Source organism: Sphingomonas sp. Leaf21, assembly GCF_916858675.1.
Lineage (GTDB): Bacteria > Pseudomonadota > Alphaproteobacteria > Sphingomonadales > Sphingomonadaceae > Sphingomonas.
Map to the genome: position 1 here is coordinate 199,256 of NZ_CAKASM010000004.1, position 17,981 is coordinate 217,236.

13 protein-coding genes and 1 pseudogene are annotated in these 17,981 nt (G+C 67.2%); 3 read left to right on the top strand and 11 right to left on the bottom strand.

Annotated features, from left to right (window positions below; genetic code table 11):
• Nucleotides 1-9 precede the first annotated feature (9 nt).
• Nucleotides 10-333: a S4 domain-containing protein gene (locus tag LRP66_RS06195; RefSeq protein ID WP_230481639.1), complete on the bottom strand. Its 324-nt coding sequence runs from the start codon at nt 331-333 to the stop codon at nt 10-12.
• A gap of 187 nt (nt 334-520) precedes the next feature.
• The gene (locus LRP66_RS06200) at nt 521-3,016 is read right to left on the bottom strand and encodes a helicase-related protein (RefSeq protein WP_230481640.1); all 2,496 of its coding nucleotides are present in this window, start codon (nt 3,014-3,016) and stop codon (nt 521-523) included.
• Between the two features lie 229 nt (nt 3,017-3,245).
• Here LRP66_RS06200 and LRP66_RS06205 point away from each other — a divergent pair, with 229 nt between their 5' ends.
• Nucleotides 3,246-4,721, top strand: a complete 1,476-nt coding sequence (locus LRP66_RS06205) for a M23 family metallopeptidase (protein ID WP_230481641.1) — start codon at nt 3,246-3,248, stop codon at nt 4,719-4,721.
• On the opposite strand, the gene LRP66_RS06210 is transcribed toward LRP66_RS06205, so the two are convergent.
• On the bottom strand, nt 4,718-4,987 hold the full coding sequence (locus tag LRP66_RS06210) for a hypothetical protein (protein ID WP_230481642.1): 270 nt from the start codon (nt 4,985-4,987) through the stop codon (nt 4,718-4,720). The genes LRP66_RS06205 and LRP66_RS06210 overlap by 4 nt on opposite strands.
• Before the next feature lie 128 nt (nt 4,988-5,115).
• Between LRP66_RS06210 and LRP66_RS06215 the strand changes: the two genes are divergently transcribed.
• On the top strand, nt 5,116-8,151 hold the full coding sequence (locus tag LRP66_RS06215; RefSeq protein WP_230481643.1) for a TonB-dependent receptor domain-containing protein: 3,036 nt from the start codon (nt 5,116-5,118) through the stop codon (nt 8,149-8,151).
• A gap of 56 nt (nt 8,152-8,207) precedes the next feature.
• On the opposite strand, the gene LRP66_RS06220 is transcribed toward LRP66_RS06215, so the two are convergent.
• The 6 genes and pseudogenes from LRP66_RS06220 to LRP66_RS06245 form a co-directional block, all read right to left on the bottom strand.
• Nucleotides 8,208-9,845: an ATP-binding protein gene (locus LRP66_RS06220; protein WP_230481644.1), complete on the bottom strand. Its 1,638-nt coding sequence runs from the start codon at nt 9,843-9,845 to the stop codon at nt 8,208-8,210.
• A 126-nt stretch (nt 9,846-9,971) separates the two neighbouring features.
• Entirely contained in the window at nt 9,972-10,736 is a 765-nt protein-coding gene (locus tag LRP66_RS06225; protein ID WP_230481645.1) for a TIGR02186 family protein, read from the bottom strand.
• Nucleotides 10,733-11,647 (bottom strand): sulfite exporter TauE/SafE family protein, encoded by a 915-nt coding sequence (locus LRP66_RS06230; protein ID WP_230481646.1) that lies wholly within the window; start codon nt 11,645-11,647, stop codon nt 10,733-10,735. The genes LRP66_RS06225 and LRP66_RS06230 overlap by 4 nt, the downstream gene beginning before the upstream one ends.
• 45 nt (nt 11,648-11,692) lie before the next feature.
• Nucleotides 11,693-12,223: a hypothetical protein gene (locus LRP66_RS06235; RefSeq protein WP_230481647.1), complete on the bottom strand. Its 531-nt coding sequence runs from the start codon at nt 12,221-12,223 to the stop codon at nt 11,693-11,695.
• Nucleotides 12,224-12,696: 473 nt separating this feature from the next.
• Nucleotides 12,697-13,458: pseudogene (locus LRP66_RS06240) on the bottom strand (glycosyltransferase family 2 protein); the annotation flags it as partial.
• 580 nt (nt 13,459-14,038) lie between these two features.
• The gene (locus LRP66_RS06245) at nt 14,039-14,752 is read right to left on the bottom strand and encodes a glycosyltransferase (protein ID WP_230481649.1); all 714 of its coding nucleotides are present in this window, start codon (nt 14,750-14,752) and stop codon (nt 14,039-14,041) included.
• Nucleotides 14,753-15,085: 333 nt separating this feature from the next.
• Here LRP66_RS06245 and LRP66_RS06250 point away from each other — a divergent pair, with 333 nt between their 5' ends.
• Nucleotides 15,086-16,291 (top strand): MFS transporter, encoded by a 1,206-nt coding sequence (locus tag LRP66_RS06250; protein WP_230481650.1) that lies wholly within the window; start codon nt 15,086-15,088, stop codon nt 16,289-16,291.
• Here the strand turns inward: LRP66_RS06250 and LRP66_RS06255 are convergent.
• Together LRP66_RS06255 and LRP66_RS06260 are read right to left on the bottom strand one after the other, a co-directional pair.
• Nucleotides 16,245-17,468 carry a dipeptidase gene (locus LRP66_RS06255; RefSeq protein ID WP_230481651.1) on the bottom strand — a complete coding sequence of 408 codons (1,224 nt, stop codon included), beginning with the start codon at nt 17,466-17,468 and terminating at the stop codon, nt 16,245-16,247. The two genes, LRP66_RS06250 and LRP66_RS06255, sit on opposite strands and share 47 nt — an antisense overlap.
• Nucleotides 17,462-17,740: an acylphosphatase gene (locus LRP66_RS06260; RefSeq protein ID WP_230481652.1), complete on the bottom strand. Its 279-nt coding sequence runs from the start codon at nt 17,738-17,740 to the stop codon at nt 17,462-17,464. The genes LRP66_RS06255 and LRP66_RS06260 overlap by 7 nt, the downstream gene beginning before the upstream one ends.
• Nucleotides 17,741-17,981 lie beyond the last annotated feature (241 nt).

Consider the following 17,981-nt stretch of genomic DNA (forward strand, 5'->3'; position numbering starts at 1 on the left):
CGCGTGCTGCTATGCCGCGTGTGGCGATCCGTCAACGCTTGAAACCGGGGAAGTGACCAGATCGCAATAGCAGGCGCGTCCTTCGGCGGGTGGTCCGCGCCGGACGGGCAGCGATTCCACGCGCAGCACGCGGACCTGGCTTCCTTGCGCGAAGGTCAGGATGCTGCCGATCCGCAACGGGGCATGGGCCCGGTCGATCGCGCGGCCGTCCATCCGGAAATGCCCGTCGCACGCCATCGCCTGCGCCCGCTCCCGCGACTTGGCGATCCGCGCCCACCAGAGGAAACGGTCGAGCCGCATCGACTCGGTGGCGGCGGGCGTGCGGGTGGTCATGGGGTGGGACGGTCCTTTCGGGGTGAACGAGGCAAACCTTATTCCTCCCCAAGCTCGGCCTGGGGAGGGGGACCATCCGCAGGATGGTGGAGGGGCTGGGGGCTTGGCGAACCGCGGGACATTGCCCCACCACCACCGGACTTCGTCCGGCGGTCCCCCTCCCCATCGGAGACGGGGAGGAATGGGGTCACGGCGTCCGGCCCCGGTCGGCGAGCGCGGCGAAGGCGTTGCCGGGGCGCGCGGCGACGCGCGGGGCGGGGCGCGCGGGTGGGCGGCCGCGCCAGATCCAGCGGGGCGGCCCGCCTTCGGTCGCGGCGGCGACCTTGCGGAATCCGAGATCGCCCATCAGCCGGTCGAGTGTCGCAGCCTCCAGCCCGATCGAGGTGGCCAGCCCCGCATCCGGCGCAAAGGGACCACGCCCGGCGCGTGCGTCATGCGCGGCGCGTGCGATCCGTTCGACCAGATCGACCCGAACCGCCTGATCGCCCAGCGGCCGGAACCCGGAGGCGACGCTCCGCCCCGGCTCGTCGCGGCGCAAGGTGGTCGCGCCGATCCGTGCCAGCTGGGGGCTCTGCCCCCACAATGTCATCAGCGTCCGCCGCCAGGCCGCCGCCGCTGGCTTGAGCAGGCGCGGGTCGAAAATGTCGAGCGTTCCGATCGTGATGCCCATCGCGCGAAGGCGTCGCCGTTCCTCGACCGACAGCGCGTCGATCATGAGGCGCAGCGGCTGGCGCGGCACGATGCCGCCCGCATCCTCCAGCGCGGCGGCGACGGCGCGCAGCGCGGGAGAGGCCCTGGCCTCGCGCGCCAGTGCGGCCAGCCGGACGAGCGCGGGCACCTGCCGATCGAGCGACCGTGCGACCCAGCCATCGAGCCGCGCCTTGACCCGCTCCCGCATCGACTGGCCCAGGCAGTCCAGATCGCGCTCCAGCCGTACCACCGGCCGCCCCAGTGACGGCCCGGCAACCAGCTTCGCGATGCCGTGCCCGTCCCAGACCAGCCGATCGTCCGCCACCGTGATCGCATCATGCTCCGCGGCGATCAGCATTTCGGCACGCCGGGACCGCTCGGCGCCCAGCCGCTTCTCGGCGGCGGCGAGCAGCAGCCTCTTGTCGTTCGCCCGCGCCCCCGCCTCGACGGTGAAACGGAACCCCTCCAGCCGCCCGATCGGGTGATCCTCGACCAGCACCTCGCCTTCGGGCCCGATGGTTACGGGCAGCGCACCCGCATCCGCGCCGATGCGGCGGATCAGCGCGGTCGTCCGCTTGTCGACGAAACGCTGGGTCAGGCTGGTGTGCAGACCGTCGGACAGCCGCTCCTCGATCTCGCGCGTGCGCTCGGCCCAGTGTTTCGGATCGGCCAGCCAGTCGGCACGCTGCGCGATATAGGCCCAGCTCCGGATCGCGGAGAGCCGACCCGCCAGCGTCTCGACATCGCCCGCCATGCTGTCCAGCCGCGCGATCTCGTCGGCGAACCACTGGTGCGGGACATGACCAAGCCCCTCCGACAGATGCCCGAACACGCGCGACACGAAACGGGCATGGGGGTCGATGCCGACTTTCCGGAAATCGGGAATGCCGCACGCCGCCCAGAGCCGTGCGACCATGGCGGGCCGCCGCACCCGGTCGCGGACCCAGGGTTCGTCGGCGAGGCGTTTCAACACCTGCAGATCGGTGGCGAGCGGCGCGGCGCGGAGCACGCCGGGTTCGGGCTTGCGCTCCAGCGTCCTGATCAGTGTGTCGATGCTCGACAGGTCGGGATCGCCGTCGCGCCAGTAGAGATGGTCGAGTCGGGGGAAGCGATGTTCCTCGATCGCCAGCATCTCCTCGGGCAGGAAGGCGTCGGGGCCTTCCCCCGCCAGCGCGCCGAAGGTGCCGTCGCGGTGGTGCCGCCCCGCGCGTCCGGCGATCTGCGCCATCTCCGCGACGGTCAGGCGACGACGGCGGCGGCCGTCGAACTTGTGAAGCCCGGCAAAGGCGACATGCGCGACATCCATGTTCAGGCCCATGCCGATCGCGTCGGTGGCGACGAGGTAATCCACCTCGCCCGCCTGGAACATCTCCACCTGTGCATTGCGCGTGCGCGGGGACAGTGCGCCCATCACCACCGCCGCGCCGCCACGCAGACGGCGGAGCATCTCGGCGACGGCATAGACCTCCTCCGCCGAGAAGGCGACGATCGCGGATCGCTTGGGCAACCGGCTGATCTTCCTGGCGCCCGCGTAGGAGAGCGTCGAGAAACGCGGCCTGGCGATGATCTCGGCATCCGGCACCAGCGCACGGATCATCGGCTTGAGCGCTTCGGAGCCCAGGATCATCGTCTCGTCGCGCCCGCGCATGTGCAGCAACCGATCGGTAAAGACATGACCGCGCTCGGGATCGGCGCCCAGCTGCGCTTCGTCCAGCGCGACGAAGGCGACGTCGCGATCGGGCATGGATTCGGCGGTACACAGGAACCAGCGTGCGTCGGGCGGCACGATCTTTTCCTCGCCGGTGACCAGCGCGACCTGGCTCGCGCCCTTCAGCGCGACGACGCGGTCATAGACCTCACGCGCCAGCAGCCGCAGGGGGAAGCCGATGATGCCGCTGCTATGCGCGCACATCCGCTCGATCGCGAGGTGCGTCTTGCCGGTGTTGGTCGGCCCGAGAACGGCCGTCACGGCACCCGATACGCGACTGGTCATGAACCCTACATCGGGCTTCGCGCAGTCGGTTGCAACGGCATGAAGCAAGTTGGCGGCAAGTTGATCCCGCCGTGCCGACATTCGGCCCGGTCCGGCCACGTTTTGCCGCAGCAGCGGGGCAGGGGAGCGCGCGGCGTTTGACTTTGATCCCCCGCGCTTTCAACCCGATGGCCGTGCGCCGGGGGGATCGGCGACAGAGATCGACGATAGACGGACGCACCGCTTCACCATGTTCCTGGCCAGTGACGACGCATTCCTCGTATCCGGCGGCACCGCCGCGCGACCGATCGGCGGTGGCTTGCCGCTGGCCCCGATCGGACGACTGGCGCGCTGGCGACTGGCGGCGCGCGGGATCGACTGGGTGCCCGATCTGGGTGCGCGGATCGGCAGCCGCGACTGGTGGCGGGGGCTTGCGACCTGTTCGACGCTCTGCGCCGCGACGATCGCGATGGCGCCCGGCTTCCATCAACGCATTCCGGCCACCGGCCCCGCGCCGCTGACCGGGGAGGCGTGGACGAATGCCCGGGCACAGGCGATCACGCCGCTCGCGCTGGGTGCGGACAGCGGACGCCGCCTGGCGGCGGGCGATCTGGTCGAGCATCTCGCCGAGGCGCCCGAGCGGCCCAGCGTCGAACTGTCCGCCACGGTCGGGGCGGGCGACCAGCTCGCCCGTGTCCTGCAACGCGCGGGTATCGCACGGGATCAGGCACGCGCCGCCGCCGATCTGGTCGACCAGGCAACCGATGGCGAGGCGATCGCCTCCGGCACCCGTGTCGCCCTCACCTTGGGACGACGGCCGAGCCGGACGATGGCGCGCCCACTCGAGGCGATGAAACTGCGCGCGCGGTTCGATCTCGCCGTGACGCTGACCCGCACGCCGCAGGGCTTCGCGATGGCGCGGCAGCCGATCGCGGTCGATCGCACGCCCCTTCGCCTCCAGGGGCTGGTCGGTGCCAGCCTCTATCGCTCGGTTCGCGCCGCCGGGGCACCGGCCAAGGCGGTCGAGGCCTATATCAAGGCGCTGTCCTCGCATGTCTCGGTCGGACGCGACCTGCGTCGATCGGACAGCTTCGACCTGATCATCGAACGCGAACGCGCCGCCACCGGGGAGACCCGGCTGGGCAAGCTGTTGCTCGCGGGGCTCGATCATGGTGGCCGCAAGGTGCAGCTCGCAAGGCTGGCGGGCGATGACGACGACGGTCAATGGTACGACGTCAAGGGCCAGAGCGAGCGGCGCGGCGGCATGGGTATGCCGGTCGCGGGACGAATCACCAGCTCCTATGGCAAGCGGATGCACCCGATCCTGGGCTTCATGCGGATGCACAAGGGCACCGATATCGGCGCGCCCTATGGCTCGCCGATCCACGCGATCATGGACGGCGTCGTCCAGTTCGCGGGGCGCTCGGGCGGCTATGGCAATTTCATCAAGCTGTCGCACGGCGGCGGGGTCGCGAGCGGCTATGGCCATATGAGCCGCTTCGCCGTCCGGTCGGGCGCGCGGGTCAGGCAGGGGCAGGTCATCGGCTATGTCGGCTCGACCGGCATGTCGACCGGCCCGCACCTCCATTGGGAAGTCTGGAAGAACGGGGTGACGGTCAACCCCCGCACGCTGAAGCTGACCAGCGTCGCACTGCTCTCGGGCGCCAAGCTGCGCGCCTTCCGGCACGAGGTGCAAAGCCTGTTGGCGGTTAAGCCCGGGCGTTAATAGCCTCGTCGCCGAGGTCCGCCGACCCCCTGCACGATCATTGCGGAACCGATCGACCCGCGGGCCGCGTCGCCTTCGTTCGTCACCAGCCAGCAGCGGAATGGCACAAGGCCGATCACGCCTTGGGCGGCCGTGAATAGATGGCGGGACGCTCCGATATGCCTGTCGGCGATGACGGTAAATTCGGCGATTGAAGTTAACGATGATGACGTCATCGACATGTTCAGGGTTGTCGTAAAATGGCAACACATGTCATCGATCTGCAATGATGACGTTGTTTTCATTGGTGATGCGGTAACCGGGGACTGATCCTTGCAGCATGTTTTGCTTGCTGAAAGGCCACACCATGTTTCCTGGCTCTCGAAAAATCCTCGGAACGGCGTCGGTCCTCGCCATGGCCTTCGTCGCAGCGACGGCGGCGCAGGCGCAGGAGACCCAGGCGGATACGCCGCCCGCCAACGGCCCGGTGACGACGCCCGACACGCCTAGGCAAGCCGCGCAATCGGGCGATGTCGTCGTCACGGGCACGCGTACCGGCAGCAAGGTGGCGGACCAGCCGATCACCGCGGTCACCGGCGACAGCATCGTCAACCAGGGCTTCACCCAGATCGGCCAGGCGCTGACGCTCCAGCCGCAGTTCGGCGTTCCCGCCAACAGCACGGTCGGGTCGCAGGGCAGCTATGGCGCGGGCCAGTCGTTCAGCAACCTCTACAATCTCGGTGCCCAGCGTACCCTGACGCTGGTCAACGGCTCGCGCTTCGTCTCGGCCGCGACCTCCAGCGTGTTCGGCGCCTCGGTCGGCACCCCGGTCGATCTGGGCCAGATCGCACCCGCCTTGGTCGATCGCATCGACGTGGTGTCGGTCGGTGGCGCGCCCATCTATGGCTCGGACGCGATCGCGGGCACGGTCAACATCATCCTCAAGAAGAACTTCGAGGGGATCGACCTGACCGGCAGCAACGGCATTTCCGAAAAGGGCGATGGCGCGGACAGCAACGTCTCGCTGCTGCTCGGCAAGAATTTCGCCGACGGGCGCGGGAACATCACCTTCAACGCCTATTACGATCATCAGGACGGCATGACCTCCGCCGCCCGGTTCGTGACGAGTGCGGATGCGCCGTTCCTTGGCCGGACGACGAGCTCCACCGGACCGTCCAGAATCGCCTATTTCGGCGGCGATCGCTTCTCGGTGGTCAGCAACACCGGTATCCCGCTCGCCCTGGACAATATTCCGTTCAACGGGACGTCGCCGGGGGGTGCCGCAGACCCGATTTTTGGTGTGCCCTATCAAGCCATCACCAATGGTGCGGGCGCGGCGATGGTATTCAACCGGGCGGGGCAGCTCGTTCCGTTCCAGCATGGAACGGTCGTGGGCAGCCTGACCGACGAGGCGGGCGGTGACGGCTTCCGGGTCGGAGATTATGGTAACCTGCTGACCAACAGCCAGCGTATTCAGGGCGTGTTGCTGGGCCATTATGATTTCAGCGATCACATCCGCTTCCACGCCGAGGCATGGGCTAGTCGCAATATCGCGACCAACACGGCCTCCCAGCCCTTGTACAATACCGCGCTCTTCTCGCTGCCTGGTGGTGCGGGCACGCCCAGCGGGAATTACGTCGTATCGTCGACCAACCCCTATCTGAGCGCGGCCGATCAGGCGACGATCCAGACGTCGCTGGCGGCGGCGGGGCAACCGACAAATCAGTTCTACCTCGCGCGTGCGAATACGGACCTTTACGATGGTGCCTTCACCACGCGGTCCTCGCTGGCCCGCGGCGTGGCTGGCCTCGATGGCGATTTCGCGATCGGCACCCACAATTTCACGTGGGAAGGCACGGTCACCTACGGTCAGGTCAATACCACGTCGAGTCAGCCCGGCCTCGTCTGGCAGAACATCCAGAATGCCGTGAACGCGGTCGTGGGCGCCAATGGGCAGATCACCTGCGCGCCTGGTTATACCAATGCACCGATCGCGACGCTCAGCAGTAGCTGCGCGCCGCTCAACATCTTCGGCACCGGCAATGTCAGTCAGGCGGCGCTCAACTATATCAATGCGCCCGCCATCAGCCGACAGGTCAACAAGCAGTTCGATGCGATCGTCGACATCAAGGGCACCCTCGCGCATCTGCCCGCTGGTGATCTGAACGCCGTGATCGGCGGCGAAATCCGCCGCGAGAGCCAGGCTTTCGATCCGGGTGCTTTTTTCGCCGGGACGTACAGCCAATATGCGGCCGTCGCCCCCGTGCAGGGTTCCTATTATACGCATGAGGCCTTTACCGAGGTCACGGTCCCCGTCCTGTCACCCGACATGCACATCCCACTCTTGCGCGAGCTGACGCTTCATGGTGCGGCCCGCTATACCGACAATTCGCTCAACGGTGGTTTCTGGTCGTATACGGGCGGTGGCAACTGGTCGCCCTTCAAGGGGCTGACCCTGCGCGGCAACTATACCCGGTCGTTCCGCGCACCATCGATCACGGAGGCCTTCGCGCCGATCGCGACGAGCTTCGAATATGGTAACGATCCGTGCGACCCGCAGTTCGTCAACGGCGGATCCAGTCCGGCAACGCGTGCCAAGAACTGCGCGGCGGCCGGGGTGCCCACCGATCCCCAAAAATTCACGTCGCTGATCACCAACGCGACCGTCACCGGACTAGCTGGCGGCAATCCCAATCTCGCCAACGAGGTGGCCAACAGCTGGACCGTGGGCGGCCAATATGAAGCGCCGTTCCTGCCCGGATTCGTGATCAACGCCGACTATATTCACATCGACATCAAGAACGAGATCGTTCAGCCCGGCATCCAGAGCATCATGCAGGCCTGCTACGACTCGCCCAGCTACCCCAACTCGCCATTCTGCTCGTCGTTCACTCGTGATCCGACCAGTCATCAGATCACCGCTTTCACCGACACCTTCCTGAACATCGCGTCGCAAAACTATCGTGCCGCACAGGTTTCGGCCCGCTACACGCTGAAGCTCGATCGCCTCGGCCTGCCGGAGGGGGCGGGCCAGCTGAACCTGAGTTCCAACTATCTGCACGAGTTCAAGAACCAGTCGGTGGTAGGGACCGGCAGCACGCAATATGCGCTGGGTGCGATCGGCGAACCAGCGAATGCGGTGACGTCGATGATCGACTGGCAGACGCCGCGCTTCGACTGGTCCTGGACGGTCGTCTATAACGGACCGACGAAGGTCAATCCCAACAATCCGGCCAGCAACTATCAATATTATGGCGTGTCGCCCTATTGGATGGTCAACACGTCGATGGGCGTGATCGTCAACGATCACTTCCGCTTGCGCGCCATCGTCAACAATCCGTTCAATCTGGGCGTGACCTATGCGGGTCCGGTGCCGGAGTTCAGCACGAACAAGGCATGGGATGCGGTGTTCGGCCGCAGCTATCGCATCAGCGCCGAGGTGAAGTTCTAAGGCGGTTGCTAACTCTTCCCTCTCCCCTCGCAAAGGGGAGAGGGAAGAGCGGGCGGCTATTTCCCCGCCATTCGCCAGCGCGCGACCGTTTCCGTCAGCACGGCCTCGCCGCGTGCCGGGGTGGCCCAGACGGCGGAGATCTTCATGTCGTTGGAGGCGGGGCGGCGGTCCTCCTCCAGATTGTCGAGGCTGGCGCGCATCGGGAACATCACGCCCTCGCCCGACAGGATCGCCTCGCGGTTGCGCAGTGCCGAGATGGTGTCGAGCAGCCCGCGCCCGCCCTCGGGCATCGCCGCGCGCACCATCGCCTGATCGCGTTCGTTGTTGAGTCGCATCGCGATGATCGTGCCGCACTGCGACAACACGCCTTCGGCCAGATCGGACGGCCTCTGGGTCACGAGCCCCAGCGAGACGCCATATTTGCGCCCCTCCTTGGCGATCCGCGACAGGACGCGACCGACCGCCGATTCCTGTTCGGCGCGCGCCGGGATGTAGCGATGCGCCTCTTCGCACACGATCAGGACGGGGCGGCGTTCCTCGGGCGGCGACCAGATGGCATGGTCGAAGATCATCCGTGCGAGCACCGACACCACCACGCTGGTCACGTCGGAGGGCACGCCGGACACGTCGATGATCGAGATGGGACGACCGGCGCCGGGCATGCGCAGGATGCGGCTGAGGAAACTCGCCATCGTGTCGGCGACCAGCATGCCGGAGAACATGAAGGCATAGCGCGGATCGCCCTTCACCTCCTCGATCTTGGCCTTGAGGCGAAGATAGGGGCCGTTGTCGGTGCTGCGGTCCAGCTTGCCCATCTCCTGCGACAACAGCGTGGTCAGGTCCGACAGGAGATAGGGGATCGGCGTATCGACGGTGACGCGCGGCAGGTCCTGCGCGGCGCGGTTGCGCATACGCGCGGCGACCAGACAGCGGGCGAGGACATCGGCATCGGTCTGGCGGTCCGCGGGGCTCGCGGTCAGCAGGATCTCGCAATGCTCCTCGAAGTTCATCAGCCAATAGGGCATTCGCAGGTTGCCGACATCGTGGATCTGCCCGGTGTCGCGAAACGCGCTGGCATACTCGCCGTGCGGATCGATCATCACGATATGCCCCTGCGGCGCCAGTTCGCAGATCCGGTGCAGGATCATCGCGGTCGCGGTCGACTTGCCGGTGCCGGTCGAGCCCAGCATCGCGAAATGGCGGCCGAGCAGCGCGTCGATCGCCAGCGTCGCTGGCACGCTGCGCGCCGGATGGACGGTGCCGATCCGGATCGTCGCGGTGTGGCGGTTGGCATGGATTCCCGCCAGCTCGGCATTGGTGAGCGCGTGGATGGTCGCGCCGGGCAGCGGATAGGCGGTGACGCCGCGACGGAATCCGTACATCTCACCGGTTTCGGCATGGCGCATGCCCTCGCCCATCAGGTCGATATCGGTGGCGATCGCGGCGGCGTCGCTGGTCGGATCGAGCGTCAGCGCGCGGATCGATCCGATGATCCAGCGATCGTCGCGGCCGATCTTGACCGGCATCGCGACCTGCCCCGCCGCCGCCAGCACGGGATCGTCATGCCCGGCGAGCGCGGCGATCGCCTCGCGGTCGAGGACGATCTGTCCGCTTGAGCCGGCGATGCCGAGCAGCCAGCCGATGACCGGCGTGTCGGGGGAGGCAGTGAATTGCTCGGGCGAGGGAGAGTACATGAGACGCGACCGTCCGATCCTGGGAGAAGGATCGTATCCGATATCGGACGAACATTAAAATGCCGTATCCTCAATCGCCTAACCAGGCCGACCGGTATTCGCTCCTCCCCGGCGCGGGGAGCGGCCTCAGATACGCCGGGCGATCCAGCCTGCGGTCCAGCCGAGCAGGATCGACAGCGCCACGGCGGTCAGCCCGTAAGGGATGGCGGCGCGGTCGGCGGCGCGCGCGACGAAGCGTTCGAACCCCGATTTGCGGATGTCGATGTCGCGCACCGCGGCGGCGAGCACGCGGCCGTCGCGGATCAGGAAGGTCTCTGCGGTGAACCGGCCGACCGGGACGCGCGCGGGGATGGTCACGCGCGCGCGGTACAGCACGTCGTCGGTGATCTCGACGGCGCGCGGCGCCTCGACATACAGCCCGGCGCGGCGGCGCTGGTCGACCAGCCCGTTCTGGAACCGCGCCTGGACATCGGCGGGGGCGTTGGACGCCGGCGACAGCTGAAGGCTGTCGAGCCCCAGTTCGTAGATGGCGCGAGTCCGGTCGTCGACGATCCGCTCGATCGGACGCGAGGAGGCGATGGCGTAGAAGGACGGCGCGGACTGATACCGCAGCCGCCCCGCATTGACCCAGAGCCCGGCGATCTTCTCCTTCTCGCGGATCAGGATCGACTGGGTCGGGCCCTTCACCACCACCACGACGTCGGTCGGCCGGTCGCCGCTGGGCGGACGGCCACCGGGATAGAGGATCGCACCGAACAGCAGCAGTTCCGCGCCGGTGAAGCTATAGGCGATCTGGATATCGCGCTGCGATACGTCGGGGACGAGCACCGGCTTGGCCTGCGCCATCAATAGCGGCGACAGCAGCGCCAGCGCGGCGGCGGCGCGCCTCATAGCGGCTGGACCGTGAAGATCTCCTCGGGCCGCCAAACCAGGCCGAGCAGGATTCGCGCGCCGACGAGCAGCACGATGACCGCGAGCGCGAGGCGGAGATATTCGGGCTTGGCGTTGGTGGCGAGCTTGGCGCCCAGCTGCGCCCCCGTCACCGATCCGACCAGCAACAGCCCGGCGAGCACGATATCGACCGCCTTGGTCGTCGTCGCGTGGACCATCGTCGCCGCCGCAGTGACGAACAGCGTCTGGAACAGCGAGGTGCCCAGCACGACATTGGTCGCCATCCCCAGGATGTAGATCATCGCCGGGACCAGGATGAAGCCGCCGCCCACCCCCAGCAGGATGGTCAGGATGCCGGTGAAGAACCCCAGCATCAGCGGCGCCAGCGGCGAGATATACAGGCCCGAGGCATAGAATCGGGTGCGGAAGGGCAGGGCGGCGACGATCGGATGATGCCGCCGCCGCGCCGCCCGCTGGGGACGGCCGCGCCGCTGCGCCAGGATCGCGCCCGCCGCCTCTCGCGCCATCACCGACCCGATCCAGCCGAGCATCAGCACATAGACGATGGCGATGACGGTATCGATCTGGCCGCTCGCCTGGAGCAGGCGGAAGATCCACGCCCCCGCGAACGAACCGACCACGCCACCCGCGACCAGAACGCTGCCCATCTTCACATCGACCCCGCCGCGCCGCCAGTGCGCGGAGACGCCCGACACGCTGGCGCCCGTTACCTGGCTGGCGGCGGAGGCGGCGGCGACCGTCGGGGGAATGCCATAGACGATGAGCAGCGGTGTGGTGAGAAACCCGCCGCCGACCCCGAACATGCCCGACAGCAGACCCACGCCCGCCCCGAGCGCGATGATGACGAGCGCATTGACCGAGAGGTTGGCGATCGGAAGATACAGGTCCACGCCCGCGTTATAGCCGCGCGCACCTTTCCGAACAGTGTCGATGGCTCAGAAATCGCCCGCCAGCGACAGCGCCGGACCCGAGCCCGGTACGGCACGTCCCAATATGCGTTCGCGCCATTCGAGCGACAGCCGTGCGCGCCGCTCGCCGATGGGCAGTGCAAGGCCGAGGCTGGGGCCGATATCCAAGCGCCGTGCGTCGCGCTGCGCCCCGCCCCAGGCGCCGAGCGCGACATCGACGCCGGGTGACAATGCCGTGCCGATACGCGCGGCGCCGTCGGCAAAAGGCTCGAGCCGTGTCCGCATCACCGCCCCCGCCTGCGCATAGGCGTTCAGGGTGACGCCCGGTGCCACGACACGGGGACCGATGCCGGTCACGACCAGCGCGGCGGGGCCGCCCTGCCCTGAATCGAGCGCGATTCGGTGTTCGACCAGCAGCCGAACGGGCAGCGAGCGGATCGGTCGGCATTCGACCCCCAGCGCCATCTCGCGTCCGATACCCCGCCACGGTGCGGACAAGCGGACGCTGGCGGCGATATCACCCCGCGCATCGAGTCGGCGGAGCAGGCGTATCCCCATCTGCGTTCCGCCCAGTTGCCCGCCGGGCAGCAGCGCCCGTCCACCATCTTCGCGAATGATGCCCCAAAGGCTGCCACGCCATCGCGGCGCTGGCGCTACGCGATCGTTGGCTGCGGGAATCGGGACCTCCGCCGCTTGTGTGCCCGGTGTCGGCGGTTCGGTCCGTTCGGACGCAGGGTGCCATGCGTCATCATGGGACCGGGTAAGCGTCGGAACTGAGGCGATTTCCGCGACTCGCCGCGGGGGTGTCCAGACGAGGCTCCGGCGGATCACGGGCTTCGTGCGGGGCGTCGCTGACCAACGAACAGGGCGCTTGGACGTTAGTGGCGTAGCGCGGCTGACCGATCCCGCCGCTGCGCCTTGCGACGCAGGGGTCATGGTGGGGACGCTCGTATCGGGCAGCATCGATCCGACGATCCGCCCCAGCGTCCACAACCCGATCACGCTGCCCAGGAAGCGCAGCGGCCGACCGCTCATGGCTGTGGCGACAGATCGGGAAAATGGTGGCTGGTCTTGTCCCATGCGACATTGCCGCCACGCAGGCTGAACAGATAGCGGTTCATGGCGCGCGGAATGGCGAGCAGCGCGACCAGATTGCCGGTCACGAAGCGCGGCAGCGACCAGAGCGCCTCATGCCAGTCATAGGCGCGCCAGGTGAACAGCATCCGCATCGTCATTCGCCAGCCGAGCAGCGCGGCGTTGGCCAGGAACAGCATGGTCAACGCGGGGTGGATCGTCACGCGCGTGGCACCGGTCGCCCAGGTCCATCCCGTCGCCACGGCGTCGGTGGCCAGCCCCAGATAGCCAGCGACGATCACCAGCACCGCGACCGGTCCGCGCCGGTCGCGCAGGCGCCACCAATGGTCGCCGAACGCCCGGGCCTTGCCCCAGCCGGTGCGATCCCAACCGATCAACGCGATACCGGTCGTCCATCGCGCCTTCTGGCGGACCGCGGCGAGCAGCGCGGCCGGGAAGAAGGCGCGAACCGCCACCACCCCGCCGCGCGTTCCGTCCGCCACACGCGCGAACAATCCCTCGCCGCCCAGTTCGGCGATCTTCAACCCCAGCTCATAATCCTCGGTCAGGCTGGTCGCATCGAACGGATCGCCGCCGCGCAGATCCGCGATTCGATCGAGCATAGCCCAGGACAGGGCACAGCCGGTCCCGGCCAGCGGCATACCCGCGCCGATCCAGGTGCGCACGACCAGTTGCTTGATATGGCTCTCGGCGAACCCTCTGTTATCGCAACGTCCGCTATCGCCCCACTTGCGGACATTCTGTCGCCCCCGTAGGTTGCGACCATGCGACGGGGAAACATTGTAACGCTGGTAATAAGCTTTCCTTGGATGCTTCTGCTGCTAATCGCGATAAGGGCAGTTTCGAGCAGCAGTCCTTGCGTTTCGAACGGATGTCAAACCGTCAACGATAACATCTATGTGGTGGCAGTACCCGTGCTCTCGCTTGCAGTACTTGCATGGACAAGCGTACTTTTTGCAAAACGGAAGAGGTTTTCCGGGTGGCTTCTGGCCACAGCGTGTCTGATCACGCTTCTCATTTGGCCGATTCATCTACTTCAGGTTACAGGCGGCGTTTGATCGCTTTTTGCTGGAACGACCGCTATCTTCCCAATAGCGGACGGACCGCTCACGCCCAATTTCAGACATCTGTCGGCTATGCGATCCCGTGATATGGGCTGGCTCGCAGAATTAATTCTTCAAGGTTTTTGGGAAGGCGCTGTCGAGGTAGCCTATCGAAAATGGGGGTGGCTCGGCGGTAGTGTCGCCTTCCTCCTTCCCCCGATTTTGATCGTACTGATCATTTGGGTCTTAGTCCGCTGACGCCCAAAATCAACATTCCATTGCGATGCATGGCCGAACGCCGAGGGGGCGAGCGATGGCTTTCGGCAAATTCGTCGGCATAATGGCCCGACACCAGGCGCGATCCGGGTACGACCAGCGGCAGGACGGGCAGTTGCACCACCGCCCGCCCCTCGATCAGCGAATCGAACACCGCCAGTTCGTCGGGATGCACCACGTCCTCGGCATCGTGCAGAACGATCGCCTTGACGGGGAATTCCTCGGCCTGCCGGGCTTCGCGCAGCGCGTGCCAGAGCGCGTTGAGGCAATCGGCCTTGGTGGTCGGCCCGTCGCGCGGGCCGATGACCAGACGCACGCGGTCGTCGATGTCCGCCACGGCGGTCGCGGCGGCGATGGTCGCGGGATCATTGGGATAGAGCCCGACATAGATGCGATAATCGTCGTGCCGGAAGCGACGCAGCGCGGTCGCCAGCATATCGCCGATCACCGCCGCTTCGTCCCAGGCGGGCACGAAAACGACCAGCCGTCCGGGCTCGTGCGGCTGCGGCAGCGCAAAGCTTTGAAACTGGCTCGACGGCCCTACCCACAATCGTCGCAAGACATAAAGGCCATCGACCAGGATATCGTCCACGCCCCCGATAAATAATCCGACCGCCGCGAACAGCATCAACTCGCGTGCGACGATCGATATCATCTCTGCGATCACATCCATCCGGCAACCCCTCTTTGCCGGACAACAGTGTAATGTTCAAAACGGACTTATAAAAAGGCAATTAATAACCGTTTTGGTGGTATTAATCGGCCTAATCTCCATACTTGGCTTTGGGTGCCTTTTTTGATGATTCCCGTCATCGCCGGTGGCGGCACTGGCTGGCGGCGGGAGACCTTGTCGATCTTGACCGAGTCGGGACGGTACGGAGACGCTGGAGACGCCCGCAGCGAAGGCGGGGTTTCGAGCGATCGAAGGTTCAAGCGCCGCCCGATACCGTCAGCGGCGGTTGCAGAATTTGCTGCGTTGCAACATATGGAGGGTGAAAGGATCACCATGGCCCGGACATTTTCCCCCGGTATCGTTCATGCCGCGCTGGCGGTGGGCGGCTTTGCGATCGGGACCACCGAATTCGCCGCTATGAGCCTCGAGCCGGATCTCGCGCGCGGGCTCTCGATCGACGCACCGACGGCCGGTCATGTCATCAGCGCCTATGCGCTGGGCGTCGTGGTGGGTGCGCCGATGCTTGCGGTGTTGTCGGCGCGGATGGCGCGGCGGACGCTGCTGATCGCCCTGATGCTGATGTTCGCGATCGGCAACGCCTTGTCGGCGATGGCGCCCGATTATCACTGGATGCTGGTCTTCCGCTTTCTCAGCGGGCTGCCGCACGGTGCCTATTTCGGAATCGCCGCGCTGGTCGCTGCCTCGCTGGTGCCGGACGAGCGGCGGACGGTGGCGGTGGGGCGGATCATGCTCGGCCTGACCGTGGCGACGGTGATCGGCGTGCCGCTGGCTCAGATACTGGGGCAGTGGCTCAACTGGCGCTGGGTGTTCGGCGTCGTCGCCGCGCTGGCGCTGTTGACCGCGACGCTGGTCGCGATCGCCGCGCCGCATGATCGGCCCGATCACGGCGCGACGATCCGGCGCGAGCTGGCGGCGCTGGGACGTGGCCAGGTCTGGCTGACTCTGGGGATCGGCGCGATCGGTTTTGGCGGCATGTTCGCCGTCTATACCTACCTCGCCGCGACGCTGACCGAGGTGACGGGTGCGTCGAGCGCGACGATCCCGTTGGTGCTGGCCGTGTTCGGGCTGGGCATGACGATCGGCAATATCGTCGTGCCGCGCTTTGCCGATCGGGCGCTGATGCCGACCGCCGGGGGGCTGCTGCTCTGGTCGGCGGCGATGCTGGCGCTCTATCCGCTCGCGGCGGGAAGCCTGTGGACCATCCTGCCCAATGTGTTCGCGATCGGGCTGGGCGGCGCGCTGGGGACGGTGCTGCAGACCCGGCTGATGGATGTCGCGGGCGAGGGGCAGGGGCTGGCGGCCGCGCTCAACCATTCGGCGTTCAACACCGCCAATGCCATCGGCCCTTGGGCGGGCGGGCTCGCCATTGCGGGCGGAATGGGATGGACCTCGACCGGCTATGTCGGTTGCGGCCTGGCGCTGGCGGGTTTCGTCATCTGGCTGGTCGCGATGGCGGTGGCGCGCGGCGAGGTCAGCGCGCCAATGGATCGATCGAGTCGTCCGGTGCTGTCGCACTGAGGCGGCTCGCCACCGCCTCCACCTGCGTCACGACGCGCAGGATGTTGCCGCTGGTCAGCGCGGAAAGCTGCGCGTCGCTCCATCCCCGCCGGACCAGTTCGGCGAGCACCAGCGGATAGCCGTCGACGCCGGTCATCCCTTCGGGCCCGGTGCCGTTGATCCCGTCATAATCGCCGCCCAGCCCGACCGCGCCGGGGCCCGCGACCCGCACGATATGCTCGATATGATCGGCGACCGTCGCGGGCGTGACGCGCGGCGCCGGATGGGCGGCATCCCAGGCGATCAGCGGCGCTGGGCTGCGCGCGCCATAGACATTGGCGACGACCCCCACCGACCGCGCATAGGCGGTGCGCGCGGTATCCCAGGCGCGCCAGTCGGACGACAGGAAGGCGGGATAGCAATTCACCATCACCACGCCGCCGCCCGCGCCGATCCGCCGGAGCAGCGCGTCGGGAATGTTGCGCGGCGCATCGGCCAGCGCGCGGGCGTCGGAATGCGAGGCGATGACCGGCGCCTGGGCAATGTCGAGCACCGCCGCCATCGTCGCGTCCGAGACATGCGCCACATCGACGATCATGCCGATCCGGTTCATCTCGGCCACGACCGCGCGTCCGAAGGCGCTGAGCCCGCCCGCAATCGGTGCATCGGTCGAGGAATCGGCCCATGCCAGGCTGTGGCCATGGGTCAGGGTCATATAGGCGACCCCGAGCGCGCGATACTGGCGCAGCACCGACAGCCGTCCGTCGATCTGATGCCCGCCCTCGACGCCGATCAGCGAGGCGATCCGCCCTTCGCGCGACAGGCGGCGAACATCCGCGGCGGTCCGGGCCAGCGCCATCCGGTCGGGATGCGCGGCGACCAGCCGATGGACGCGGTCGATCTGTTCCAGCGTCATCTCGACCGCGCGCGGGCCGGTGACGTCGGCGGGAATCCAGACCGACCAGAATTGCCCGCCGACCCCGCCGCGCTTCAGCCGGGGCAGGTCGGTCTGGAGCGGGTGGGGCAGCGCGGTCGTGTCGACGGTCAGCGCGGGCGATTCGGGCACGACGCCGGTGTCGCGCAATTCCCAGGGCAGGTCGTTATGCCCGTCGACGATCGGCGCGCGGGCGAGGACCGTTTCGACCCGGCGCGTGGTGGCGGCATCGGCGGCCTGGGCGAGGAGGAGCGCGATCAGCATGTGGGCTTCTGGTCGAAGCCGGTAAGCTCGGGATCGACAGGCCGTTCGGTCGTTTCAACCCGGTCGACTCGCGCGGCGGGCGGCCCCGATTCGGCCTGGGCGACCATCTGCGCGACCTTGTCCTCGGGCCCCTGCACCACCGCCTCGACCGAACCGTCAGCCCGGTTGCGGACCCAGCCGGTCAGTCCCAGCGAATCGGCGTGGGTCAGGAACCAGTAACGATATCCGACGCCCTGTACGCGCCCGGTAATGCGAAGATGGCTGCGGATCATGTCCGCAATTGTCGCGCGGACGGATGCGAAAGGGAAGTTTCCATTCCTCCCCTTGCAGGGGAGGAATGATTGGTTCGCGCGGAGGCGCAGAGAGCGCGGAGAAGACGGGTACATCGTCTCTGCGTCCTCCGCGCCTCTGCGCGAAAAAAGGCCTTAGACCTTCGCGGTCAGCTCCGGCACGACGGTGAACAGGTCGCCGACCAGGCCGATATCGGCGACCTGGAAGATCGGCGCGTCCTCG

What these genes read in the sequence shown, in the direction of transcription:
- LRP66_RS06260 (WP_230481652.1), bottom strand. Translation starts at nt 17,740, where the DNA reads ATGATCCGCAGCCATCTTCGCATTACCGGGCGCGTACAGGGCGTCGGA.
- LRP66_RS06220 (WP_230481644.1), bottom strand. Translation starts at nt 9,845, where the DNA reads ATGTACTCTCCCTCGCCCGAGCAATTCACTGCCTCCCCCGACACGCCG.
- LRP66_RS06195 (WP_230481639.1), bottom strand. Translation starts at nt 333, where the DNA reads ATGACCACCCGCACGCCCGCCGCCACCGAGTCGATGCGGCTCGACCGT.
- LRP66_RS06215 (WP_230481643.1), top strand. Translation starts at nt 5,116, where the DNA reads ATGGCCTTCGTCGCAGCGACGGCGGCGCAGGCGCAGGAGACCCAGGCG.
- LRP66_RS06200 (WP_230481640.1), bottom strand. Translation starts at nt 3,016, where the DNA reads ATGACCAGTCGCGTATCGGGTGCCGTGACGGCCGTTCTCGGGCCGACC.
- LRP66_RS06205 (WP_230481641.1), top strand. Translation starts at nt 3,246, where the DNA reads ATGTTCCTGGCCAGTGACGACGCATTCCTCGTATCCGGCGGCACCGCC.
- LRP66_RS06225 (WP_230481645.1), bottom strand. Translation starts at nt 10,736, where the DNA reads ATGAGGCGCGCCGCCGCCGCGCTGGCGCTGCTGTCGCCGCTATTGATG.
- LRP66_RS06245 (WP_230481649.1), bottom strand. Translation starts at nt 14,752, where the DNA reads ATGGATGTGATCGCAGAGATGATATCGATCGTCGCACGCGAGTTGATG.
- LRP66_RS06235 (WP_230481647.1), bottom strand. Translation starts at nt 12,223, where the DNA reads ATGGGGATACGCCTGCTCCGCCGACTCGATGCGCGGGGTGATATCGCC.
- LRP66_RS06250 (WP_230481650.1), top strand. Translation starts at nt 15,086, where the DNA reads ATGGCCCGGACATTTTCCCCCGGTATCGTTCATGCCGCGCTGGCGGTG.
- LRP66_RS06255 (WP_230481651.1), bottom strand. Translation starts at nt 17,468, where the DNA reads ATGCTGATCGCGCTCCTCCTCGCCCAGGCCGCCGATGCCGCCACCACG.